Source organism: uncultured Kluyvera sp., assembly GCF_902485085.1.
Lineage (GTDB): Bacteria > Pseudomonadota > Gammaproteobacteria > Enterobacterales > Enterobacteriaceae > Kluyvera > Kluyvera ascorbata.
Genome location: NZ_CABTJS010000178.1, coordinates 65,841 through 89,563, shown reverse-complemented (window position 1 = coordinate 89,563; position 23,723 = coordinate 65,841). Strand labels below are relative to the sequence as shown.

At 50.2% G+C, this 23,723-nt stretch carries 17 protein-coding genes, 2 tRNA genes and 2 pseudogenes; 13 read left to right on the top strand and 8 right to left on the bottom strand.

Translation table 11 applies throughout. The features are described from left to right. Together RDN66_RS22295 and csgD are read left to right on the top strand one after the other, a co-directional pair. On the top strand, positions 1 to 846 hold an 846-nt coding region (locus tag RDN66_RS22295; RefSeq protein ID WP_308538189.1), incomplete at its 5' end, for a hypothetical protein. Positions 847 to 1,727: 881 nt separating this feature from the next. After that, positions 1,728 to 2,375, top strand: a complete 648-nt coding sequence (csgD, locus tag RDN66_RS22290; protein ID WP_202216018.1) for a biofilm master transcriptional regulator CsgD — start codon at positions 1,728 to 1,730, stop codon at positions 2,373 to 2,375. Positions 2,376 to 2,447: 72 nt separating this feature from the next. Here csgD and RDN66_RS22285 read toward each other — a convergent pair whose 3' ends face one another. The 4 genes from RDN66_RS22285 to ghrA all read right to left on the bottom strand — a co-directional run bounded on the left by RDN66_RS22285 (position 2,448) and on the right by ghrA (position 5,343). Further along, positions 2,448 to 2,930, bottom strand: a complete 483-nt coding sequence (locus RDN66_RS22285) for a DUF1097 domain-containing protein (protein WP_202216019.1) — start codon at positions 2,928 to 2,930, stop codon at positions 2,448 to 2,450. A gap of 96 nt (positions 2,931 to 3,026) precedes the next feature. Beyond that, positions 3,027 to 3,581 (bottom strand): molecular chaperone, encoded by a 555-nt coding sequence (locus RDN66_RS22280; RefSeq protein ID WP_202216020.1) that lies wholly within the window; start codon positions 3,579 to 3,581, stop codon positions 3,027 to 3,029. Positions 3,582 to 3,600: 19 nt separating this feature from the next. Further along, positions 3,601 to 4,338: a phosphatase gene (locus RDN66_RS22275; protein WP_035896180.1), complete on the bottom strand. Its 738-nt coding sequence runs from the start codon at positions 4,336 to 4,338 to the stop codon at positions 3,601 to 3,603. Positions 4,339 to 4,404: 66 nt separating this feature from the next. Further along, on the bottom strand, positions 4,405 to 5,343 hold the full coding sequence (gene ghrA, locus RDN66_RS22270; protein ID WP_308538188.1) for a glyoxylate/hydroxypyruvate reductase GhrA: 939 nt from the start codon (positions 5,341 to 5,343) through the stop codon (positions 4,405 to 4,407). A 260-nt stretch (positions 5,344 to 5,603) separates the two neighbouring features. Between ghrA and RDN66_RS22265 the strand changes: the two genes are divergently transcribed. Beyond that, positions 5,604 to 5,691: transfer RNA gene (locus RDN66_RS22265), tRNA-Ser, on the top strand. Positions 5,692 to 5,856: 165 nt separating this feature from the next. Here the strand turns inward: RDN66_RS22265 and RDN66_RS22260 are convergent. The 3 genes from RDN66_RS22260 to RDN66_RS22250 all read right to left on the bottom strand — a co-directional run bounded on the left by RDN66_RS22260 (position 5,857) and on the right by RDN66_RS22250 (position 9,327). Further along, entirely contained in the window at positions 5,857 to 7,287 is a 1,431-nt protein-coding gene (locus RDN66_RS22260) for a glycosyltransferase family 39 protein (protein WP_202218135.1), read from the bottom strand. A 211-nt stretch (positions 7,288 to 7,498) separates the two neighbouring features. Continuing rightward, positions 7,499 to 8,305, bottom strand: coding sequence for an arylamine N-acetyltransferase (locus RDN66_RS22255; RefSeq protein ID WP_123651231.1), 807 nt, complete (start codon positions 8,303 to 8,305; stop codon positions 7,499 to 7,501). A gap of 110 nt (positions 8,306 to 8,415) precedes the next feature. Further along, a complete protein-coding gene (locus RDN66_RS22250; protein ID WP_248537306.1) occupies positions 8,416 to 9,327 on the bottom strand; it encodes a LysR family transcriptional regulator in 912 nt (303 codons plus the stop codon). Between the two features lie 108 nt (positions 9,328 to 9,435). Here RDN66_RS22250 and RDN66_RS22245 point away from each other — a divergent pair, with 108 nt between their 5' ends. The 10 genes and pseudogenes from RDN66_RS22245 (at position 9,436) to RDN66_RS22200 (ending at position 22,389) form a co-directional block, all read left to right on the top strand. Beyond that, positions 9,436 to 10,296: a pirin family protein gene (locus tag RDN66_RS22245; RefSeq protein ID WP_202216024.1), complete on the top strand. Its 861-nt coding sequence runs from the start codon at positions 9,436 to 9,438 to the stop codon at positions 10,294 to 10,296. 19 nt (positions 10,297 to 10,315) lie between these two features. Beyond that, a complete protein-coding gene (locus RDN66_RS22240) occupies positions 10,316 to 10,993 on the top strand; it encodes an isochorismatase family protein (RefSeq protein WP_035896189.1) in 678 nt (225 codons plus the stop codon). 145 nt (positions 10,994 to 11,138) lie between these two features. Continuing rightward, a tRNA-Ser gene (locus RDN66_RS22235) sits at positions 11,139 to 11,226 on the top strand. Positions 11,227 to 12,290: 1,064 nt separating this feature from the next. Continuing rightward, positions 12,291 to 12,542 (top strand): annotated as a pseudogene (tssD, locus tag RDN66_RS22230) (type VI secretion system tube protein TssD); the annotation flags it as partial. Between the two features lie 185 nt (positions 12,543 to 12,727). Next, positions 12,728 to 13,693 carry a hypothetical protein gene (locus RDN66_RS22225; protein WP_227675095.1) on the top strand — a complete coding sequence of 322 codons (966 nt, stop codon included), beginning with the start codon at positions 12,728 to 12,730 and terminating at the stop codon, positions 13,691 to 13,693. Between the two features lie 21 nt (positions 13,694 to 13,714). Then, on the top strand, positions 13,715 to 14,308 hold the full coding sequence (locus RDN66_RS22220; RefSeq protein ID WP_202216026.1) for a hypothetical protein: 594 nt from the start codon (positions 13,715 to 13,717) through the stop codon (positions 14,306 to 14,308). Between the two features lie 133 nt (positions 14,309 to 14,441). Further along, positions 14,442 to 16,442, top strand: coding sequence for a type VI secretion system tip protein TssI/VgrG (gene tssI, locus RDN66_RS22215; protein WP_248537308.1), 2,001 nt, complete (start codon positions 14,442 to 14,444; stop codon positions 16,440 to 16,442). A gap of 10 nt (positions 16,443 to 16,452) precedes the next feature. After that, positions 16,453 to 17,643, top strand: a complete 1,191-nt coding sequence (locus RDN66_RS22210; RefSeq protein ID WP_202216028.1) for a DUF2169 domain-containing protein — start codon at positions 16,453 to 16,455, stop codon at positions 17,641 to 17,643. Continuing rightward, on the top strand, positions 17,633 to 22,078 hold the full coding sequence (locus RDN66_RS22205) for a PAAR-like domain-containing protein (RefSeq protein WP_308538187.1): 4,446 nt from the start codon (positions 17,633 to 17,635) through the stop codon (positions 22,076 to 22,078). The genes RDN66_RS22210 and RDN66_RS22205 overlap by 11 nt, the downstream gene beginning before the upstream one ends. Before the next feature lie 11 nt (positions 22,079 to 22,089). Beyond that, the gene (locus RDN66_RS22200) at positions 22,090 to 22,389 is read left to right on the top strand and encodes a hypothetical protein (RefSeq protein ID WP_202216029.1); all 300 of its coding nucleotides are present in this window, start codon (positions 22,090 to 22,092) and stop codon (positions 22,387 to 22,389) included. Positions 22,390 to 22,731: 342 nt separating this feature from the next. Here the strand turns inward: RDN66_RS22200 and RDN66_RS24380 are convergent. Beyond that, positions 22,732 to 23,714, bottom strand: a pseudogene (locus tag RDN66_RS24380) (methionine ABC transporter ATP-binding protein). Between the last annotated feature and the right edge of the window lie 9 nt (positions 23,715 to 23,723).

Here is a 23,723-nt window from a genome sequence, read left to right as displayed (position 1 = left end):
GCCACTGCCGCCACCCTGACCGCCGTGACCTTGGCCACCACCTATGCCGCCGCCATGATTACCGCCACTGCCGCCACCCAAGCCACCGTGACCTTGACCACCACCTATGCCGCCGCCATGATTACCGCCACTGCCGCCACCCAGGCCACCGTGACCTTGACCACCACCTATGCCGCCGCCATGATTACCGCCACTGCCGCCACCCAGGCCGCCGTGACCTTGACCGCCACCGTTGCCACCGCCCTGACCGCCACCGTTGCCACCGCCCTGACCGCCGCCGTTGCCACCGCCCTGACCGCCGCCGTTGCCACCGCCCTGACCGCCGCCGTTGCCGCCGCCCTGACCGCCGCCGTTGCCACCGCCCTGACCGCCGCCGTTGCCACCGCCCTGGCCGCCACCGTTGCCACCGCCCTGGCCGTCGCCGTTGCCACCGCCCTGGCCGCCACCGTTGCCACCGCCCTGACCGCCGCCGTTGCCACCGCCCTGGCCGCCGCCGTTACCACCGCCCTGGCTGCCACCGTTGCCCTGACCACCGCCGTTACCATTGCCGTTGCCATTGCCGTTATTTCCGCTTCCGTTACCACCGCCTCCATTGCCCTGACCATTCCCATTATTTCCGTTGCCGTTCCCGTTAGCGTTCTGGCCGCTATTGCCGTTGTTACCGTTATTACCGTTACCATTTGCCGCTACGGCATATATTGTGGTTGCTGGGTACAAAACGGTAAGCGCCACCATTATGGCGAGTTGCTTCATTTTCATGATGAGCCCTATCACGCATTATTAGGTGCTGTGTGCTGTTGCCGTAATAACCGAACACTCGTTATGCAAATAAACACCGTTCGGTAATGATCACGACACCCGTTCATTGAATTACAAATATTCCAGGCGATAAAAGGCAGTACCAACGAAGGTAAAAAATGTCACTTATCAATAGATTAAAATAAATGCAAACATGACATGCAGGCGAAAAAAACAGCCATCCATAAACAACCTATGAAGGTTTTTATTATTAATAAATGTTTAACCTAACGAAATTAAAGGTTTAAACGAATACCTTAAACTTTGTCATTCAACATTTATCTGTATGCGTAACACCATAATAGTTTTTGAAAATATACCGCCTCGCCATGCCAATGATATCGCCATGGAATTATGTAAAGCTTCATACACCGATATAATTCATGTTTCGATGCTATACGGATGAGTATGCATATTTGGAAGACATGAGGATCTCATGATAAAGTTTGATTTAATTTTAATATTATCAACCTTTAGTATTAACTACTCACAAGGCACTAGACTCTGATAAGATAACCAGAAAACAAAGCGTTAAAAAAAGGCAGACACAACGAAAGTGTTAAAAGCGATTAATATCACGCAATTTCATCATACATATTGGTTAAGAGAAGGCTGATGGACAATTTATAAAAAACAAAAACATCATGAATTACATAATGTTAACAGCATAACACTCTGTCACGCATAACCATTAAGAAAAGCTGTTAAAAACTTAATAAATAAGTTGTATTTACATCTTGTAATTTATTTTTACATCTTGTTTCATGATTATTTCTTGCTTTAGAAATATCAGCGTCTAAATTTTAAATTAAGCAGACATTCTTTTAATTGCGTATTTTAACATTTGTCAAAACAGCAACCACATTTCAGCAATGCTTAACCAGGTGCCTTTATAATTTTGCCTGCTGTTAGAAATTAGGGGTCTCATCATGCAAAAAGAGCTCAGTTTCACGGACCAGACTCTTTCTCTTATCACAAGGCCGTCGCTCCAGTCCTGTGCGCTTTCTCAGAGTCTGAAAAAAACACTAAGGATGAATAGTAAAATCATCAATATTCATACTGTTAGCCAGGAAAACGTATCACAAGGTATCGTACTCTTTGATATGATTGAAATTGATAAAAGGTTAATAAAGGCCTGGCAGGAAGAACTCTGTAAAATAAATAACGGCATAAAACTCTTACTTTTCAATACTCCTGAAGATTACGCCTATCAGGATATTGAAAGTTGGCCGCATATTCACGGCATATTCTATGCACATGATGAAGAACACTTCTTGATCAAAGGCTTACAAAAAGTGATGGAGGGGGAATGTTACTTCTCACGTAAGCTGGCGAGCTATCTTATTATGAATTCTGGAAATTACCGTTATGATACTCAGGAAAGCACAATCCTGACCTTCAGAGAAAAAGAGATCCTGAATAAGTTGCGCATCGGTGCCTCTAACATTGAAATCGCTCGTTCGTTATTCATTAGTGAGAGTACGGTAAAAACGCATTTATATCATTTATTTAAAAAGATCTCGGTTAAAAATCGGACCCAAGCCGTATCCTGGGCAAACGATAATTTCAAGAGCTAATTCGTCCTACACCAGCAATAAAAAAGCGGCGCCAGGTTTACCCTGTCGCCGCTTTTACTGTTTATGCGCACTCTACAGCACGGACTCCTTCGATGCTGTCGTTCTCGCTCTACGGTTTGCCAACCATAGTCCACTGTTTTTCATCGCATAGCCAAAGATCAATCCCACCGCTAATGATGAAACGACCAGTCGCCAGTTGCCCTGTCCAGCAAAGGTCGCACACGCGCCAATGAAAGTGCCTGGAACAAATGACAACAGCATTTGCTTTGCCTGAATACACATCAAAAACGCGACAATACCCGTTATGACGTAACCAAGAATTTCCAGGTGGGGAGCAAGCGCGCTGCCATAGATAATGACTAGCGCCCAAATAACACCGCTCATCGTCGTACAGGCTGAAACGGCCAATCCTTTCAGACCATCATGCGGGCAGGCAAAATAAGCCGTACAGCCCAAAAATCCGGCCCAGCTCAGTAAACCGAGAGACACGGCAACCCATCCCCAGAGACCGGAGAGAATGCCTGTTGTGATTGCAATAGCTAAGATAACGTTCATAGCGCGCATCTTAGCAGATGCGCGCTATTTTGGTGAGATCACGAGCACACAATGCTCATAACATTAATTTCAGTTGCACTAATTTTGTGATTTAAATCACTCTTTATCTTCTTCCTGTAGCTCATCCCACATCGCCGCAATAGCTTCACGGGTCAGCGGTGCCATCGTACGCCAGAACGCAGTGGTCGCATGAGCTTCAACTTTCCCCAGGAAACTTTCAAACCACGGCAGGATAAAGTCACCAAACAGCGTTTCCAACGCCTCGGTGTCGTCCTCTTCCGCTTTATCTTCAAGCCATGAAGCCGCCAGCAGCAGCGTGCCGATGTGATCGGCAGGACTATCCCCTAATGGCATGCCCCATTCCGTCAGGAATTCACGAACTTCAGCTTCGGTCGCGCCGTCATCCCATGCGCTACGGCACGGTGGTACACGGCAGTCATCCCCCACAAACAGCGCGTTGTAGTCAGCCGCAATCTGCTGAATATCACAGCTTTTTTGCAGACGAGCCAGCAGTTCATCCTGCTCCAGCGGCCAACTCGCCGCCAGCTTTCCATCACGGATCAGCGTGAATAGCGGCACCAACAGCGGATCCTGAGGTTGACGGTAGTACAGGGAGCCAAGCATGCGGCAGATGATTGAAAACTCGTTCATTGGTTAATCCATTCAGTCATTAAAATTCAGCAAATTCAGGAATCGGCGCCATTCCACGCGATTCAAGGAAATTCAGGAAGCGCCGAGGGGTAACGTTGAGGATCCTTTCCGCTGGGAATTCCACAGCATCCAGGATCTTCTGGCATTCGGTAAATTCACCCAGCGTAAAAGCAGTATGCGAGTCAGATCCTAGCGCAAGCCAACCACCGGCATCGCGAACGGCCGCAGCTATTGCACGGCAGTTGCTTTCGCTACCCACGCGGGAACTGACAAAAGAGGAGTTGTTAATTTCCAGCGCCACATGGTATTTCGCTGCGGCTTCAGCAATGGCGGGAATATCAACGGGGAATTTCGGGTTACCAGGGTGGCTAATCATGTGGACCTGACCACTTGCCATCGCCGCAATCATCGCCTGGGTATGCGTCTCTTTATCCTGAGGCGCAAACACCGGCTCATGGAAGCCGGCGATGATGAAATCAAGCGACGTTAGCATCGGCCCGGTACAATCGATTTCACCTTCAATGTTTTTGATGTTTGACTCAATACCGCGCAGGATCCCGACCCCATCAACGATGCGTGGCCAAATGCGCATATTCACAAAATGCCAGTAATGCGGAGCATCAGCCATATCGGGGCCATGATCGGTGATGGCAAAGAGTTTAATCCCTTTGCGTTTCGCCTCGGCGATATAGTCATGCAACGTACTGTAAGCATGTGTGCTGGCAACGGTGTGCATATGTAGGTCAACAGGATACATCACATTCTCCTCTCTCGTGATAAGCCAAGGATAGCAGGAAACCCTTGTATTTATTAGCTTGGGACATTAATAGCCGCGAACGCGATCGACCTGTCCGCCGGGCGCTTCACCACGTTCCAGTTGGGTAATGGTCTGCGCGATATAGGCAATGGCCTCTTTTGGCCGCGTCACCGCAGCAACGTGCGGTGTCATCGTTACCCGAGGATGAAGCCAAAGTGGGCTCTCTTTCGGCAGAGGTTCACGACTGAATACGTCAAGCATTGCCGCCTTAAGCTTGCCGCAGTCCAGCGCCGCCAGCAGATCCTCTTCAACCACATGAACGCCACGCGCCAGGTTCAACACATAGCTGTTATCCGGAAGCTGCGATAAATGCTGCTGATTGATGATGCCCACCGTTTCCGCCGTATTCGGCAGTAGGTTTATCAATACCCGCGTTCCTTGTAAAAACGCATTCAGTTCATCTTCACCGGCATAGCTCGTCACCTGCGGCCATTGCTTACGGCTTCGGCTCCAGCATCGCACCGGGAATCCCCACGACAAGAGACTTTCCGCCACTTTTGAGCCGAGTACCCCCACCCCCATAATACCGATGGTAAATTCTTCTTGCGTATAGTCCGGCAGCGGCTGCCACGTGGATTGACGCTGTAGCGCTTGATAATCATCAAAACGACGGAACCAATGCAGCACCTGGCTGACGGCATATTCCTGCATCTGAATACCCATGCCGGTATCTTCAAGGCGGAATAGCGGAATAGATTCCGGTAGCATTTCCGGATGCGCTTTCAATTTACTGAGAATAGAGTCAACGCCAGCGCCTAGCGCAAATACGGCCTTGAGCTCGCGACCTTGCAGCATTTCTACCGGAGGATGCCACACCAGCGCATAGTCGGCTGGCGCATTATCCCCTCGCTCCCATCCACGAATACGGGCATCTGGCAGTAATTTACTTAGCTCGGCAATCCAGTAAGGGGTATCAAACGTGGGGTGGTAAAAGATGATCTCCATAGTGACTCCTGCTTGTAGCACCGCTATCGGAACGAATGGGTGTTGTTTTTGATTATTTTTGTGGGTTAACAGAATAACAAATTTCTTTTCCCTGTCTCGGAAAATGCGGAGCAGATCGCAAATAATACGATTTATGCCTGTTTAAGAAGCATGTTGGTCGAAGTTTGTATAAACGCACGATTTTTTTAAAAAGTTTATTGACGCTGAAGAGCCTTTTCCCTACATTAGCGCTCGTCCCAGCAACACAGGGATGACAATATGGTGAGGTGTCCGAGTGGCTGAAGGAGCACGCCTGGAAAGTGTGTATACGGCAACGTATCCGGGGTTCGAATCCCCGCCTCACCGCCATATTCTAAGAAGAGCTCGTACGAAAGTACGGGCTTTTTTTTCGCCCATTGTACGCCCCGTTTCCCTTACAAGCATCGAAGCCGTCTGTTTCCCCGGGGTCGGCGTAAACACCTCGCCCGGGCTACGGGATGGTAGCCCGGCCAAGCGCAGCGCCGCCGGGAATGCTTATCTCCCAGCCGGACGCACAAAGGCGATACAAACGGTCTGAACGCCATGAGATGAATCCGTCTGGAAATCGACTGGCATCTTTATATCAATTCGAATGTGCGGCCACTCCTGAAGCGCAGTGCCAAAACGCTCCGTCGAGCACGAGCCCCCTACGCGACCAATAAGGGCTACACCATCGCGCAACAACTGTTCGCGACGAATATCTGCGCTGTAGATATTTGGCTGCGTGGCGTTGTTCCATTTGGTGATGATTTTGGGCCGGGATGGGACGTAAAACGTTAGCCATTCTGCCAGACGCTCCCCACCGACATACCTCAACGGCGTACCGTAGCGTTGATACCAGAGACGGTTTACCGTATCGCTAAACGGGATAACACCGCTCATTTTCTGCCCCGCATTAGCCACGTTGGCATACATCACACCGCTGTAGCCCATGATGACCAGCAGCGCAGCGCTGAGTAAGCTAACAAATACGCTGCGTGGAACGATGACAGAAGTTTGGCTGACGCAGCTAACCATCAACGCCGGTGCCAGAATGAAAAAAGGCTGCAGCCATTCAGTTAATCTGCCGCTGTTGAAGAAGAAAAACCAACAGCAAAGCGCTGTCAGCGGAATCAGGTAGACTCCCAGCACTACCCGACGTTCCCATGACGCAGGCCAGCGTAAGCGCGTGCCGCAAAAATACAAAATCGCGCCAGAAATAAGCAGTGGATAGAAAATGGAGAGCAAGCAGGTAAAAAGCCCCGGGTTAATACCTGGGTGCATTTCTGAATTCACCCAATGCAAAGCGGCAAAGTTATGTTCCTGCAGCCATAGGATATTCGGAGCAATTAACAGTACGCCTAATGCTAACGCACAATACCAGACAGCATGCCGATAGCAGCGACGAATATCCGCTACGAAAAGCGTTGAGAGAAATACAGACCCAACCAGAATCAACGTGGAATATTTTGACATGGTTGCCAGCCCAGCCAGCAGAGCAAAAGCAAGCCACCAATATAGATTTCGGCTAATAGCCAGCAGATAACAATACATCATCCATGGCCATAGCATCACCAACAGATAATTATCGTTGTAGCTAATGATATCAAAATTAATTAGCCCTGATAAATTAAGGGTTAACAATGCAAACCAGGCCAACATGTTACTGCCAGTGAGCCTGTGAGCAAGTACCCAACTACCCACCATGCCTATAGCGATGGCGAGAAAATGCGAAGCATACCAGTAAATATTCGCAGGTAGATAAACCGCAGGCCGCATAACCAGGCCAACCAACCATGGATTTTTTGGAGAGCCCCATTCGCCATTTTGCGCCCAGTTTAGCGCCTCTACAGCATCATAGGGAACCGCAGGGTCGAGCGATACCGTCACGATAGTCCACAGGACGGCATACAACGATGCCCAGATTATTACCAACCGTAAATTCATTATGTTTACCGGGCAGATATTCAACGTATTGATCTTAAAGTTATCCCTCATAAAAAAATATAAACAGCAAATCAATGAGATGTTTATTTATGACGCGCTAAAATAATAAAGATGACTGCGTTATCAAAACAGTTAGCCCTATCTTTTAGAGGTAATAGCTCAAACAGAACAATGCACAATATCTGTTTAAATAATTTCTGCACTATCGTTATCACGGCCCCTCATCCGCAGGTACCTGCACCGCTATCTCTTCCGCAATCCCAAACTGCTCCACCAGCAAAACTTTCTGCTGACGGTGCGACAGCGTGTCGAATATCTCTTTGCCTCTGGCATCCCTGACCACCCGCTCACCTTTCACTATCCCGGTAATCGAATCATGTCCCGCACGGCGGATAAGCAGCGCGCCATCAAAACGGCTACTGTGACGGCTTCGTTCGTGTCGCTGTGGATATTCCGCCGCCGACGCGTCCATGTCTAACAACTGGCAGTCCACCCGCGAGCGACCGAGCGGTTTCCAGTTCACGCACCAGAACCCTTCATCACGGTGTACCCGCGTCCCCCACACTGGGTGCGTAGAATGCCAGGCCTGTAGCGGCAACGGCTGGCCGTGAAGCATCGTGGTATCGACAATAAAGTGCTCATCATTAAGGCGGACGAACAGCGTGCCGTGGCCAGGAGAGTCCGCACTGACCGGTCGAGGTGAGCGCATCGTTGAAAGGCCGTACTGTACGGAAAAACCCACCGCTTTTAACAGCGCATACAATGCACCATGGCTAGCCCAGCAGGTGCCACCGGTTCCAAAGCGCAGCCAATGAGAGAAGAAGTCATCCGGCGTAAAGCCGGGTAAATCACCCGAAATACCCTGCGATACCTGTATTCGCTTGCGGATATTATCGAAGGGCACAGAACGACACCATGTCTGATAAAGCTTCGTCAATCCCGACTCGGTTAGCGCGGGATAGTGGCAAAGCCCCATTTTTTCAAGCACCTGTTCGGCGAGAGCAGGCGCAATGCTCATGTTTAAATTTTGCAAACTCATCATTAACCTGTGGCTTGTCTCAGCCATTCATAGAGAACAACTGAGCATCAATAGCACAAGTTAAGAACAATTGTAAACGAAATGTAAATTCACTCTTCAATCATCAATGCATACTCATCGCTGAGAAAATCTACTAATGCGCGAACCGCGGGTAATAACCCTCGACGGGAGGGGAATACCGCGTGAATCACCTCCCGCTTCGGCTCCCACTCATCCAGCACACGCACCAGCGAGCCATCAGCCAGCTGGTCTTTCGCCATCAGGATAGGCAACTGCACGACGCCAATGCCTGCGACCGCCGCCTCACGCAGCGCGAGCATGTCGCTGGTAATCAATCGCGGCGTGAAGTGGACCTCGGCCTTCGCACCGTTCGGACCATTCAGCGACCAACGATGAACATGCTTTCCTGCCGAGGTACTTAACCCCGGCCAGCGGCTCAGCTCATCAGGCGAGAGCGGTTTACCCATCGTTTCCACCAACCGAGGGCTCGTCACCAGGCAATGCCCACGGTCTGCCAGAACGCGCATCACCAGGTCACTATCATCAAACGGTCTTGGCCTGACGCGAATCGCCACATCGACCCCTTCCGCCACCAGATCCACTCGGCGATTGGTCGCTTCAAGCTGAATCTGTACGCCGGGATAGCGCGCCATAAAACGCGCCAGCATTGGCCCGACGTGCACATGCAGCAATGTCACTGGACAGGTTATTTTGACGCAACCTCGCGGTTCCACCTGCAGTACGGCAATCGCCTCCTGAGCCGCTTCCGCCTCTATCAGCATCGCCTTACAGTGCTGGTAAAACGTCTGCCCCACTTCCGTCACCGTGAACTGACGCGTGGTGCGATGAATTAGCCGCACACCAAGCTGTTCTTCCAGCTGCGCAATGCGTCGGCTGAGCTTTGATTTTGGGATATCCAGCGCGCGTCCCGCCGCGGCAAAGCCGCCGTTATCCACCACGTGAACAAACCACGCGAAATCATTGAGATCCTGCATGACCACCTCATCGTTCTAATTTTGCAACAGTGTAGGTCAATTCCGCTATCTAGCGAGCTATTAAATCCAAATATAAGCTAATCCACATCAAAGCTCACTACGCAGGAGAAACAAATGAAACAGATTACGGGTGTGTATACCGCGCCACGTCCGCACTGGGTGGGTGATGGCTTCCCGGTTCGTTCGTTACTTTCCTATCAGTCTCACGGTGAAAGCCTGAGCCCTTTCCTGCTGCTCGACTATGCAGGGCCGTACAGCTTCCCGGCAGATGGCGCTATGCGAGGGGTGGGAGAACATCCACACCGCGGGTTCGAGACGGTCACTATCGTCTACGCCGGTGAAGTGGAACATCGGGATTCCACCGGTAAAGGCGGTGTGATTGGCCCGGGTGACGTGCAGTGGATGACCGCTGGTTCCGGCATTCTGCATCAGGAATTTCACTCGGCGGAGTTTGCCCGTCGTGGCGGCGAACTGAAGATGATCCAGCTGTGGGTCAACCTGCCGGCGAAAGACAAGATGGCCGCGCCGGGCTACCAGAGTATTGAAGCCACGGCCATTCCAACGGTGGAACTCCCGGATAACAGCGGTTCGCTACGGGTGATTGCCGGTCGCTACGAGGAAAAAATGGGCCCGGCGAGCACGTTCTCACCGCTTAACGTCTGGGATATGCAGCTTCGTGAAGATAAAGAGATGACCTTTGAGCAGCCGGAAGGCTGGAGCACGGCACTCGTCGTGCTGGAAGGGAGCATAACGGTTAACGGTGAAACCCGCGCCCAGGAAGCGCAACTGGTCGTGTTAAGCCAGGAAGGTAAACGCGTGCACCTGCATGCCAGCCATGACGCCAAAGTGCTGGTGCTGGCAGGCGCGCCGCTCAATGAACCGATTGTCGGCTATGGCCCCTTCGTGATGAACAGTAAAACCGAAATCGATGAAGCGATTCGCGATTTTAACTCCGGCCGTTTTGGTCAGATCTGATAATAGAGAGGTGAATAACATGTCTACTCCAGCAAATTTCAACGGTGCACGCCCAGTGATTGATGTGAACGATGCGGTAATGCTACTCATCGACCACCAGAGCGGTCTGTTCCAGACGGTTGGCGATATGCCGATGCCAGAGCTGCGCGCTCGCGCTGCTGCACTGGCAAAAATGGCAACCCTTGCCGGTCTGCCGGTGATCACCACCGCGTCGGTTCCACAAGGCCCCAATGGTCCGCTGATTCCGGAAATCCACGAAAACGCGCCGCACGCACAATATATTGCACGCAAAGGTGAAATCAACGCCTGGGACAACCCGGAGTTCGTTGCTGCCGTGAAAGCAACGGGACGTAAAACCCTAATTATTGCCGGGACGATCACCAGCGTCTGCATGGCCTTCCCGGCTATTGCTGCGGTCGCTGACGGTTATAAGGTGTTTGCCGTCATCGACGCTTCGGGTACCTACAGCAAAATGGCGCAGGAAGTCACTCTGGCCCGCGTGGCGCAGGCGGGCGTTGTACCGATGGATACCGCAGCCGTCGCTTCCGAACTACAGCGCACATGGAATCGCCCGGATGCCGCCGAATGGGCCGAGGTGTACACCAAAATCTTCCCAGCGTACCAGTTGCTGATTGAAAGCTACGCAAAAGCGCAGGACGTCGTGAAGCACAGCGAACAGCTTGATTCCCAGCGTTAACTCTCCTGCCCCACCGCTTTTGGATGGGGCAGTGTTCATTGCTTAACCGAACGATTAATAAATCTGAATTTATGCTTGACCGTTTCAGGTCAACTCCCTATAGTAGCGCCCCGTTGACCACCTACGGTGAGCAGCAAAACAATATGGTGAGGTGTCCGAGTGGCTGAAGGAGCACGCCTGGAAAGTGTGTATACGGCAACGTATCCGGGGTTCGAATCCCCGCCTCACCGCCATATTTTAAGAAGAGCTCGTACGAAAGTACGGGCTTTTTTTTTCGCATGTTGCACGCCCGCGGGGATGAGAATCCCGGACCGGGTTCGACAACTGGCGCAGCCAGTTGGACAGACTGAGAGCGCAGCGAACAGGCTGCCCGAAGGGTGAGCGAAGCGAGCTAATCCCCCTCACCGCCATGTTTTTAGAAGAACTCGTACGAAAATACGGGCTTTTTTTCGCATGTTGCAGCCTGCGGGGGATGAGGATCTACGGTTCTAAAAATACCGTTCATAGGTAGAAGCGGAAATTAGACTATTATCTATCACCTGAATATTAATAATTTGAACTAATGATAACAATGTTGCTATAGCGAATTCACAAAACTATATTTCGATGATGAATAAATGCGAATTTTTCCGAAAAATGGGGAGAATAGGAACGCCAGACACTGGAGCAGTATGTTACTCATGCCCATAAAATAATTACATGGCATTCATTCAGACCATTAATGGTATAATTATCACCAAAGAAAAAACCACAAAAATAAAAATTCACCATGGAAAAAACATCAACCTGAGAGTACCATACTCTCTAGATTAAATTTTAAATAACCATTAAAGCCTTAATGAAACAATAAACATAGGCGTAACAAATGACACACAACCAACGATACTATCTGAGACAGAGAATATTTTAGATTAAAGACCAACGACTCAGAACAATGCAATATTGTATTTTAACTGGCACTGTAAGAAATTACTCCATTACAATACTCATGATGAATGCGAGCAATAGATACATCACAAAAACAAATGTATAGTTATTTTTGATTCATATCGCGACAAAAAACAATCATATAATGTTGACTCATGAACAACTTATGCATAAAAAACAAAAACACAACCTCGAATCCAATGAGCAATAAATTTAAATCCACCAGCATTATTACCGACAGCGCAACGGATGCAACTAAAGGACGGACACAAAAGCATTACAGTGAACAATGTTTTTATGTCCGCCGTGAAATATTGAAAATGCTAATGGGAATTAGCATAAATATAAAAAATGCAAAGGAGTGAAGGAAATGCCAGCACCGTGTTATATCTCAATTAAAGGCCAAACTCAGGGACTGATTACCGATTGCGCATTTACCGCTGAATCTGTCGGCAATATCTACGTTCAGGGTCATGAAAATGAGATGCTTGTGCAGGAATTTAGCCACAACGTCACTGTGCCGACCGATCCTCAGTCCGGCCAACCATCAGGCCAGCGTGCACACAAGCCGTTTGCGCTGAACAACGCAGTTCCTCTGATGTACAACGCTCTGGCCTCCGGCGCTGACGACTGGTGCGCACCACTGGAAGCATAAGCCAAAACCAGCAGTATCAGTACCGAGTTACGTTTTGTATACGGGAGATGGCAGACGCCGGAAACTTCGGCGGTAGCGTGCCTGAAAATAGGCGTAACATCGTACGTCCATTGCAACTGATTCATTTAGTGAATTAATAATGTGAGGGCAAGGTGTCTCATTTATTTTATCCTGAAGGTAATGACTTACCTGGCTATGAGTGGTCTCGTCTATTGGGCCAAACTAAGGGGACCGATTTTGATTTCGGCGCACTGGTTGATGCTCTTGACTGTCAACGTAATTTTTATGGTGTTGGTATTATATACAACGACGGTTCTCGCTCATTTTTAGTTCGCACTTCCAAACGTGCCTCCACTCCGGGCCTGAATCAAATAACCCATGTCATTGTGACTCAAGCCACACATTTATCTCGTGAGATGATGGAGAAAAGAGTCAAAGAAGCTGTGAAAGATCCATCAATTGGGACAGAAATTGCGTCAACAGCACTATCCTGCGGAGCCTGTATACTCACGGCTGTTGCATGCGCTGTTTCGGCTTCCTCCGTACCGCTTACAGGCGGAATGAGTACGCCTCTGGCCGTACTGGCGACTGCCGGAACGATTGCTACTTTTGCTCAATGCGTCAATGGCGCCTGGCGTTTGTATGATATTACGCGCAATGATGCCCAAAATGTTGACTGGATTGATCAGCAGGGATGGTACACGGCGACCTTCACTGCGCTCGATTTAATTTCACTGCTCTCGCTTGTAGGCCCGCTAAAAGAAGTGGTCATGACATACAAAGTGATGAAATCAACCTCTTCAATGAAAGTGATCGACTGGTTAAAGCGTTATCCCAGAATAGAGCGGGTTCGTCTGACTGAAGCTATCATAAAACAACTTAACCCAGGAATATCTAACAAAACGATGAAAGCAATGATCCGCGCGGGAAAATATCCCAGACGATATCCTTCAGAAGGATTTCACGGAGAGTTAATAAAACAACTCATCAACGCGATGACCAGCGCAATGGCGGTTTCTGGTAGTGCAGTCAGTGGAGTTATACATTCTCAGGAAAGTATTATCACCTCTGGTGAATATGTTTTGGGGTTATTACAGTCTGTGGACACTATTAATTAAATGAATATAACGAGAGTATTATTGGGCGCACAGTTTCTACGATTAATTGATGAAGGAAAACAAGCCGACTGCTTGATCAAAAATGGAGGGACTGCTTTACTCAAAAAATCCACCCCGGAGCAGGAAAATGCACTCAATCTTCAATGGCTCAGACTTTCACGTCCCAACCCTTTTTCAATAGGGATTATCGTTATGTTACTGGCAGCCTCGACTCCATGGGGATGGGCATCGATTATATATTACTTTAACCTTCCTGTTGAGGTGAGCTCGATATTATGTTTATCCATTATTCTATTTGCAGGTATATATGTTGCTTTTATACCTTATGGATTAGGGCGAGGCTATACCAGTGGATTAAATTTGATCCGTTATTATTATCTTTTTAATATACTATTATCATTGACTGGTCTTTTACTGATGTTTATACAATCCTCAGGCTTTTATCAGTTAATGAGAGATCTTAATGCATTTTTATTACAATTACTTATTTTATACTTATGTCAATATACTATAAACAGCAACTCATTTTATAGAATAATTTCGTTCCTTCGAACCTTACGTCTAATGCTAGAAGCAAAAAAAGAACGAGAACTGTTACAAAATAACAGTAAGTAGCCTTCTTCAGAAATTTTTTTATTTCACGCATTCACCACTCAATGTTATGCGCTCCTAAACTCAGGAATTACAATGTCTGGATCATTTAACTTATCAAGTAATATGGATATTTATTCGGCCTTATGGAGGTTATATGTCATTAAATGGACTGCGTTTTACGTTAAATATTGATGGTCAGTCAGCGACCGCGCTGGCCGTGGTAGATTTTACGCTTTACCAGCAATATTCTGATCCGTTTGTAATGGAAGTAAATGTTTCCAGCTCTCAATTCAATCTAGTAGCTTCGGATTTTCTTGAAAAAAATGTCGTTCTGACTATCTGGCAAGGTAATATTTCACAACGCCATATCAACGGCATTGTCACTACAATGGCCCGGGGAAATAACAACGGATGGCAGGCAAACTATCATCTGACCATTTCCCCTCCACTTCAGCGCTGTAGTTTGCGCAAGAATTTCCGTATTTTCCAGCAACAGGACATCCAAACCATCTCCGATATTCTACTAACAGAAAATGGCGTAACAGAATGGAAGTCCCACTTTTATGAAAAACACCCACCTCGTGAATTTTGCGTACAGTACGAGGAGTCAGATCTCGCTTTTCTGACTCGCCTATGGTCTGAGGAGGGAATCTTCTTTTTTGAAAAGCTGTCCCCAGACGCTAATGGACCACAGCAGACGCTGACCCTGTGCGACAATTTTGCCGGATTGAAAACCATACCCACCCCAATCCTATTTAACCCAAACGCCACAACAGAAATCACTCCTGAATCAATCAGTGTGTTCCACTATGCGGCCACTGTCACACACTCTTCAGTGCAGCTTCAGGACTACACCTTTAAAGTCCCTGGATGGCCGGGACGCTATACGCATAAAGCCGATAATCTTAACGGCCAGCGGTCACAGTACGAACTTTTTGATTATCCGGGCCGTTTTAAAGATGAACAACAGGGTCAGAGCTTCGCCCGCTACAAAATGGATGGCTGGCGCAGCAGCGCTGAAACGGCCACTTGTACCAGTAATTCCCCCAAACTATGGCCGGGTACACGTTTTACCCTGTCAGGACACCCAACAACTGACCTTAACCGCGAGTGGCAGGTAGTGGGGAGTACGCTGACAGGGATACAACCTCAGGCAATCCATGGTAGTACAGGGCAAGGAACCACTCTCTCCAACGATTTTACTGTAATACCAGCAGATCGAACCTGGCGTTCACAACCATTACCTAAGCCCAAAGTTGACGGTCCACAGAGCGCTATAGTGACCGGGCCTGACGGAGAAGAAATCTTCTGCGATAACCACGGTCGGGTTCGCGTGAAATTTCACTGGGATAGAAACCGCCCCAAAAGTAGTGAGGATACTTCCTGCTGGGTGCGGGTATCGCAGGCGTGGGCGGGATCAGGATTCGGCAATCTTGCTATCCCACGCGTCGGGCAGGAAGTCATTGTGGATTTCCTGAACGGCGACCCGGATCAGCCCATCATTATGGGACGCACCTATCACCAGGATAATCGTTCTCCCGGCGATCTTCCCGGCACAAAAACACAGATGATCATTCGCTCAAAAACTTACAAAAGCGAGGGTTTCAACGAACTGCGGTTTGATGATGCCACTGACAAAGAGCAGGTCTATATTCATGCGCAAAAAAACATGGATACCGAAGTCCTTAATGACCGCAGCACTACGGTACACCACGACCATACCGAAACAATCACCAATAACCAGACTGTCACAGTCGGTGTGGGCCAGACAATCAACGTAGGAAGTAAAAATGAAGGCGGACATAACCAGAAGGTCACCGTCGCCAATGATCAGACCATCACCGTACAAAATAATCAGATGCTGGAAGTCACAAAGGATCGAGAGAAAAACATCGGCGGCAACCAGACCACCACAATTACAGGCAAAGATACAGAAACGGTGGCAGAAGATCAGAATGTCACCATCAAGAAAAGCTACACACTCAATGTCGCTGACAATACAAAAATCATTTCGGGTAAATCCATTGAACTCATCTGCGGCCCCTGCTCCATCAAAATGGAGCAAAGTGGGACCGTTACTATTTCCGGCCTGAAATTTAACTTCGCCGCCAATGGTCCGGTGGAAATTAAGGGCGAAGATGTGGACATTAACTGAGGAAACGCAAATGGAATTTCGTAATCTCACGCCATTCTCAGTAATGGAATACGCGATGGACGATAAACTGGATGAACGGCATCGGGTGGTCGCCATGAAAACGGGTTTTCGTCTGATGCAGGATGCTGGGGGTCAGTGGCATACACAACTTATGGAAAACCCAGCACTGCCGTTATGTATGGAGGACGAATTCTCAGGGGAAATGAATCTATCTCCGGTACTGCGCGAAAGCGACCTGGCCCCCCTGAAACCCGCCTGCGATATTATTGTTAACGGAACGGCTTACACACCAGGTGGCATCGCTGCGCCAGAGATGACCGTAGGAGTCCTAATGCGTGCCCCTTCCGGCGATGTTTTGCTGAATAAAAAGCTACGGATAACCGGCCAGCGTTTTTACCGATGTCAGGCGGTAACCGGGCAATGGTACGAAACTGAGCCTGAACCATTTACCTCCCTGCCTCTGGATTATCGTTACGCTTTTGGCGGCGAGTGCCGCGTATCAACAAACAGTGAGTATGCGAAACTAATCCCCGATGAATTCCGTCTGACTGAGGTGCAACGTGGTGAACACCCCGATAAAGATAATCCACCTCTGGCGCATACGGTCTGTCCAGTCAATCCGGTGGGCTTGGGCTATACGCACCCCTGGTATCTTCAGACCTGCAAAATACAGCAACTCGAAGCCCCTCGTATTATCGCCGTGGACAGCCCGTTCACCCTGCAGCATTTTACAGACCTCCTTGACGACAACGCAGACTGGTTTGCTCCGGCGTTTCAACCAGCCGGTTTTGGCTGCATCAGCCGAACCTGGCTGCCCCGCCTGCTACTGGCGGGAGCCTATGACCAGGAATGGCTGGAAACACAGCATCCTGGCCTGCCGGATGACTTTGACTTCGGTTACTGGAACTGCGCTCCGCATGACCAGCAAATTCTGTATCCCGAACCGGGGCCGGAGTTTGTACTGAGTGGTTTTCGCCCGGAGGGTGATATCCATTTTACCCTGCCAGCACATCAAGGACGCATTCTGCTGAGACTCCCGACCGGGCAGCGCATCCCCATGCCAATGTGGCTGGACACGATCGAAATTAATACCGATGCCCTGACCGTGGCACAGACCTGGCGCTTCCTGCTGCCGGGCAGTTCGCCAGTGCGGGTAATGGAAGCACGTTACAGAACCAGGAGTGCCCAGGATGGCAGATAATTTTACCGCCCGTCAGAACGGGCAATGGAAAGTCGTCAGCACTAAACCCGATGTTTGTAAGACCCCGATGGGGCCCTCCACTCCCCCTGTCCCCTATCCGGTAACCGCAAACATGGGTGCTGCCGTGATGGTCGTATCGTCGGTAAAAATTAACGGCTGCCCGGCAGTAGTACTGGACCAGAGCAAAATCCCACAGACCATTGGCGACACGCCTGGTGCAGCAAAAGGAGTCAGCAGCGGCACTGTCGGTGATGTGTGCGAACCGCTGGAGCATAGTCAGACGGTACGCTTTGGCCGCAAACCAATGCTGCGGCATAACGATGAGTTCTGGATGAACAGCCGGAACACCGTCGGCCTGATAGTCGGTATGCCTCCTGTCGCGGGAGTGTCGGCTGATGACGCTGACCCAGATGATGAGCCAGAAACCGAAGAAGAAGAGAAAGAAGGTGGTGGCTGGCTTGATGCGCTGCAGACGGGGTTAGATGTCGCGGGATTTATACCCGGATTTGGTTTTTTTGCCGATCTGGCCAATGCGGGCGTCAGCGCGGCTAGGGGAAATTACGCTGAAGCAGCAATGTCGCTGGCGGCCTCCATACCAGGTATCGGTGATGCAGCAGCAGCCGGAAAGATGCTGATGAAAGGCAAAAAAGCGGCAAAAGCCGCAAAACTGACCGCCAAAAAAGCCGCAAACAAAAAAGCGGAAAGAGAAGCAGAAAAACGTTCCCGGGCGCAGAGGAAAGTACAGCAGAAAGCCTCAAACCAGAAGAAAGGTGGCAAAATTAAAGGGAAAGGGAAAAAGAACGGTGGCAAAGGGAAAGGGTCAAAAAGCAACGATTGCACAAAACCCGGAGAACCCGTTGATGCCGGAACTGGCGATTTTCTCCAGGAGTTGACCGTTCTCACTCTCCCCGGCTCCCTGCCCCTGAACCTCTCCCGTTTCTACCGTTCACAGGCGCAAAGTGGTGGCATCTTTGGCCCGAAATGGACGGATAGCTGGTCCGTTTCTCTAACAGTACATGATGGAGATTTGCACTTCACCGACCATGAAGGCGTGGTTCTCTATTACCCCATCCCACAGGACGGTATTTTTCATGAAGCCGTTAATTCCCGTCAGGCATATTACCGACTGACAGGAGACATGAGTAGTAAACTTACCCTCCTCGATCGCCGCTCGCAGCAGATGCAGATATTTTCCCCAGCAGGCCATGGTGTTCATCTACTGTCTGCCATCTGCGACCGCTACGACAACCGGATTGATTTTATTCGCACAAATGGCTTGCTGACGGAGATTCGCCACAGCGACGGTTACTCGCTTGCGCTCAACTGGCAGCAACAGCAGCTAATGAGCATTGAACTGGCCGCCCCACAAAAACAACGTCTCGTTACCTGCCATTACGACAACAATGGTTTTCTGGCCGAGTGTGACACCTTCCAGTTCACCCATTTGCAGTATGAATACTCAGCTGACGGTTTTATGACCCGATGGCAGGATACGGACAAAACCTGCGTTGATATTTGCTATGACACACAGGGCCGAGTTATAAGCACCCTGTCAACGGAAGGCTATTACGACGACCGCTTTGTCTATAACGAAGAAGAACACTGCACCACCTATATTGACGCCGAGGGTGGAGAAAACCGCTACTGGTATAACGAGGATGGTCTGGTCACTCGCAGCCTTGACCCACTGGGCCGGGAAGAAATCACCGTATGGGAAAACACACAGCTTCAGTCCCGGACCGATGCGCTGGGACGTACCACGCAATACCAGTACAACGACGAAGGTGATATCCGCCAGGTAGCTTTGCCAGGCGGCTACAGTCTGTATTACGGCTATAACGAACATGGTCAGGTCACCCGGCTGAACGCACCGGGTAACCAAGTCTGGCAATGGGCTTATGACGACCATGGCAGCATGGCCAGCCAGACCGATCCCCAGGGGCGTCAGCAGCAGTTCAGCTACAGCGAACACGGTGATTTATTCCGGCAGATAATACCGGGCAGCGCCACCTGGCAGTGGAATTACGATACCCTACATCAGGTTCGTGAAACCACTGCGCCGGATGGCGGCGTGACGCAGACTGAGCTGGATATACTGGGCCGGCTGCTGAACGTGAAAGATCCGCTAGGCTTCACCACCCAGTTCCGCCACAGTAAAAAACATGCCAGCCCTCTGGGTAGCGCGGAAGAAATTCACCGCCCGGATGGCGTGCGCGAACTGATGCGCCAGAACAGCGAAAAGCTGCCAGAGAGTTTCACCGATGGCGAAGGCAAAACCACCCGCTACGAATATGGCGCATTTGACCTGCTGACCGCTGTCATCCGCCCAGATGGAGAACGGCTGGAATGCCGTTACGACAAACTTACCCGCCTGACTGAAATCACCAACGCTGAAGGTGAATACTACCGGCTGGAATATGATAAGGCCGGGCAGCTTGTCGCCGAAACCGGCTTTACCGGGCGTACGCTGACCTATGTATACGATGCTGGCGGGCGCTGCATCCGCACCACTTTCCCTGACGGCACGCACCTTAACCGCCTGTACAACATCACCGACCAAGTGACAAACGAGGAAGTGACGCAGGGCGACAATGACCGAGTACTCAGCCGCACAACTTTCACCTACGATGCCTTCAGCCGCCTGGTCGGGGCTCACAATAATGATGCCACCGTCACATATGAATACGATAATGCCAGCCGGGTCACCGCCGAAATCATTAATGGCAGGCGAACAGAGTATCAGTACGATGCCATACAGGATACAGTCTCGCAGCGCACCACCGCTGGTATTACAGAGCACTTTACCCATGGGCTGATGGGGGAAATCACGCAGTGGCGGATTGCGGACCATGCCCCGCTAACCCTGGAGCACGACCTGTGCGGTCAGGAGATATCCCGGCAGAGTGATGCCGGGTTCAGCCTCCGCCAGAATTACACCCCGACGGGAATGCTGACTGAGCAGCAGGCCGGTGACCTCACGGCACTGAATCCGCACTACCGGCGCAACAACACCCTGCACCGCCGGTGGCTGTATGACAAAGCTTACAACCTGACAATGATTGCCGATTCCCTGCGGGGAACGATGGTCAACAGCCTCACGGCAAACAATCAGATAAGCCATGCCACCTGGACCGGTAGCAGCAACGTACCAATGTGCGAGGAGCGCTTCACTTACGATAGAAACCTCAATATCTCCCGCCGCCAGACCTGGATAAATGAGGTACTGGAAAGTGAGTCGCACCAGCGCCAATTGCATGGACGGGTGACATCCAGGGAATGCAAAGAATGGCGGCACTCAACACATCGTATAAACCCTAACAGCGGGATGCCGGAAAAAGGCAAATTTGTCAGAGTCATCCGGGATGAGCAGACCACCTGGAAATACGATGTTAACGGTCGTCTAGTGGAAAAGCTGGTTGATAAAGGCGGCCACCGTCCGCTCATGTGGCGCTACCGCTGGGATGCGCGGAGCCAGCTAACCGGGCTGGAAACCCCGGAGGGCGAGCGCTGGGAGTACAAATACGACCCTTTCGGCAGGCGCACCAGCAAGCGCTGCACCAATCGGGATAAACCTGGCATGAATTTTCACTGGAACGGCGACCAGCTAACAGAAGAAATTCCTATTGGAACTGATGGTAAACCGGAAGATGAAAACACCATTCGCTGGATATATGAACAGGGCAGTTTCACACCGCTGGCTCGTTATGAAAGAGGGCAACTGCACTATGCCATCACTGATACGATTGGTCGCATTCAGGAACTGCTGACCGAAGACGGCACCATTGTCTGGCGGGGTAAGCAACAACTCTGGGGCCGGGAAGAAAGCCGGAAAAAGGAAGCCGCCCCCACCTGTCATCTGCGTTTTCCGGGACAGTATGAAGATAACGAATCAGGGTTGTACTATAACCGGTTCCGGTACTATGATTGCGACTCGGGGCAATACCTCTGTGTGGACCCGACAGGGCTGGGTGGGGGAATAAACGAATATAGTTACGTACCCAATACTCTCAGCTATATCGATCCTCTTGGCTTAGCACCTTGTTCATCACATAAATCTCGTGCAGCTCGCCCACCCCGAACACCAAGTCCTCCGCAAAATATTAAGTTAACACGAGAGGGGGTAGAACATGTCAACGAACGCCATATCGGAAATGGTTCTGGATGGGGACATAAAAGCAAATGGACATTAGGTCGTGCAGACTGGGAAACTACGGCAAGAGATGTATTTAGAAATCCTGACCGAATAATAAGGGATGGAGATCGTTTCATTTACGAAAAAACGCTTCGCAAAAAAACAATAGGCAGGACTCCAGAAGGGGTGAATTTAAATAAAGTTCGAGTCATTGTTGAGTATAATGGCGATCTCGTTACAGCATTCCCTCAGGAGGAGCTCAAGATCCTGAGTGCCTCCGATGTGTTAATTTTTTCCAAATAAAGGAGCTAGATATGAGCCTGGATTTACTTATAACGCTTGATAACGGTGAGAGTAAAAGATTATTTATAAGTGAAGCGCTGCACTCTGAACTATTTGGCCCCCTAACTCGCTGGACGAGTTACAAGGAGCTAAGAAAGATAAGCGACTATTATAAAGCCAATGTTAAATTCAATGACAAAGACGTATTGAAATTTCTATCAGAACTAACCGATGTGGCTCAACGCATTGATAGAGAAAAAGATGAACTCCAGAAGATTATTGAATCACTTCGTGTACTAAAAATAAAATCCTTAAGGGTTACAGGAGATTAAATATTGGGTGTGATTTTAACAAACATCCCCCACGATTATTTACCCTCTATAAATCCGATTATGTAGATAGAGAGGGGCTGGGTCAGGTTGTAGTGATGTGATGGACTGATCTTACCCAGCAATAGTGGGCACACGACATTGCCTGTGGCGGTCTCAGTCCAGAACAATTTGAAAACCAGAACCTAGCTTAGGGCCGTGTCCATATTACACGAGTAGGAGCAAGTATTCCTGAGTAAGGCATTGCAGGGGAATACATCATTCTTGAAGAAAAGATAATGGAGCTGAAGTCATCGTACAATTTCTTAGCCCGGCCAAGCGCAGCGCCGCCGGGAACCGCTCGCTCTAGCTCACCGCCACCCTATCCGCTACCTGCGCGGCAAGCCGTAAAGACTCCACCGTCAGCGGCGTATCCACACGAATTCGCAGCTGCCCGACAATTCGTCCCTGAATCGGCTCACAGCTGCTGTAGACAAGCTGTGGGCTTCCGCCAAGCACGTGCACAATCTGCTGTAAATCCGGTTCACGTCCGTTGACACCGTTGAAATGTAGCGTGATCAGCTGCTGCCCTTCGACCATGATTTCACGATTTTCCTCACGCCCGTGATGCAGCGTCCCGAGCATCCCGCGCGTCACCTCATGCTGAGGATCGCCAAACACCTGCCACACTTCTCCTTGCTCAATCACCCGCCCCTTTTCCAGCACCGCCACCCGGTCACACAGCGTACGGATAACATCCATTTCGTGAGTAATCAGGATAATCGTGAGGCCGAGACGCTGGTTAATCTCTTTGAGCAGGCTGAGCACCGCCAACGTGTTTTCCAGGTCGAGCGCCGAGGTGGCCTCATCGCACAGCAAAATTTCCGGCTGCGTTACCAGCGCTCGGGCAATCCCGGTCCGCTGTTTTTGCCCGCCGGACAGTTGCGTCGGGTAACTACCACGCAGCGATTCCAGCCCCACCAGCCGCAGCATCTCGTCAACCCGACGACGACGTTCAGCGGCCGGAATACCGGCCATTCGCAGCGGAAGTTCAACGTTCTCTGCCACCGTCCTGGTCGCGTGCAGATTGAAGTGCTGGAAAAGCGCCGCAAATCCCGCAGTTGCCCGCGTGCGCCTTCACCAATGGGCACACCGCTTATCGTCATCTCCCCCCGGTCGGCGTTCTCCAGACGGTTAAACAGCCGCAGCAGCGTGGATTTTCCCGCGCCGCTGCGCCCGATAATGCCAAAGATTTCCCCGGCCTGAATCTCCAGGTTAATATCGTCAAGCGCCTGCACGCCGTTCGGGTATGCCTTGCTGATACCGCGCACGCGGATATGTGGTGTCATGGTCGTCAC

Excerpts from the sequence above, each read along its gene's own strand:
- RDN66_RS22280 (WP_202216020.1), bottom strand. The coding sequence starts at position 3,581 with ATGAACGAGTTTTCAATCATCTGCCGCATGCTTGGCTCCCTGTACTAC.
- RDN66_RS22200 (WP_202216029.1), top strand. The coding sequence starts at position 22,090 with ATGAGCCTGGATTTACTTATAACGCTTGATAACGGTGAGAGTAAAAGA.
- csgD (WP_202216018.1), top strand. The coding sequence starts at position 1,728 with ATGCAAAAAGAGCTCAGTTTCACGGACCAGACTCTTTCTCTTATCACA.
- RDN66_RS22255 (WP_123651231.1), bottom strand. The coding sequence starts at position 8,305 with ATGAGCATTGCGCCTGCTCTCGCCGAACAGGTGCTTGAAAAAATGGGG.
- RDN66_RS22210 (WP_202216028.1), top strand. The coding sequence starts at position 16,453 with ATGGAATTTCGTAATCTCACGCCATTCTCAGTAATGGAATACGCGATG.
- RDN66_RS22240 (WP_035896189.1), top strand. The coding sequence starts at position 10,316 with ATGTCTACTCCAGCAAATTTCAACGGTGCACGCCCAGTGATTGATGTG.
- RDN66_RS22285 (WP_202216019.1), bottom strand. The coding sequence starts at position 2,930 with ATGAACGTTATCTTAGCTATTGCAATCACAACAGGCATTCTCTCCGGT.
- RDN66_RS22260 (WP_202218135.1), bottom strand. The coding sequence starts at position 7,287 with ATGAATTTACGGTTGGTAATAATCTGGGCATCGTTGTATGCCGTCCTG.
- ghrA (WP_308538188.1), bottom strand. The coding sequence starts at position 5,343 with ATGGAGATCATCTTTTACCACCCCACGTTTGATACCCCTTACTGGATT.
- tssI (WP_248537308.1), top strand. The coding sequence starts at position 14,442 with ATGTCATTAAATGGACTGCGTTTTACGTTAAATATTGATGGTCAGTCA.
- RDN66_RS22245 (WP_202216024.1), top strand. The coding sequence starts at position 9,436 with ATGAAACAGATTACGGGTGTGTATACCGCGCCACGTCCGCACTGGGTG.
- RDN66_RS22205 (WP_308538187.1), top strand. The coding sequence starts at position 17,633 with ATGGCAGATAATTTTACCGCCCGTCAGAACGGGCAATGGAAAGTCGTC.
- RDN66_RS22275 (WP_035896180.1), bottom strand. The coding sequence starts at position 4,338 with ATGTATCCTGTTGACCTACATATGCACACCGTTGCCAGCACACATGCT.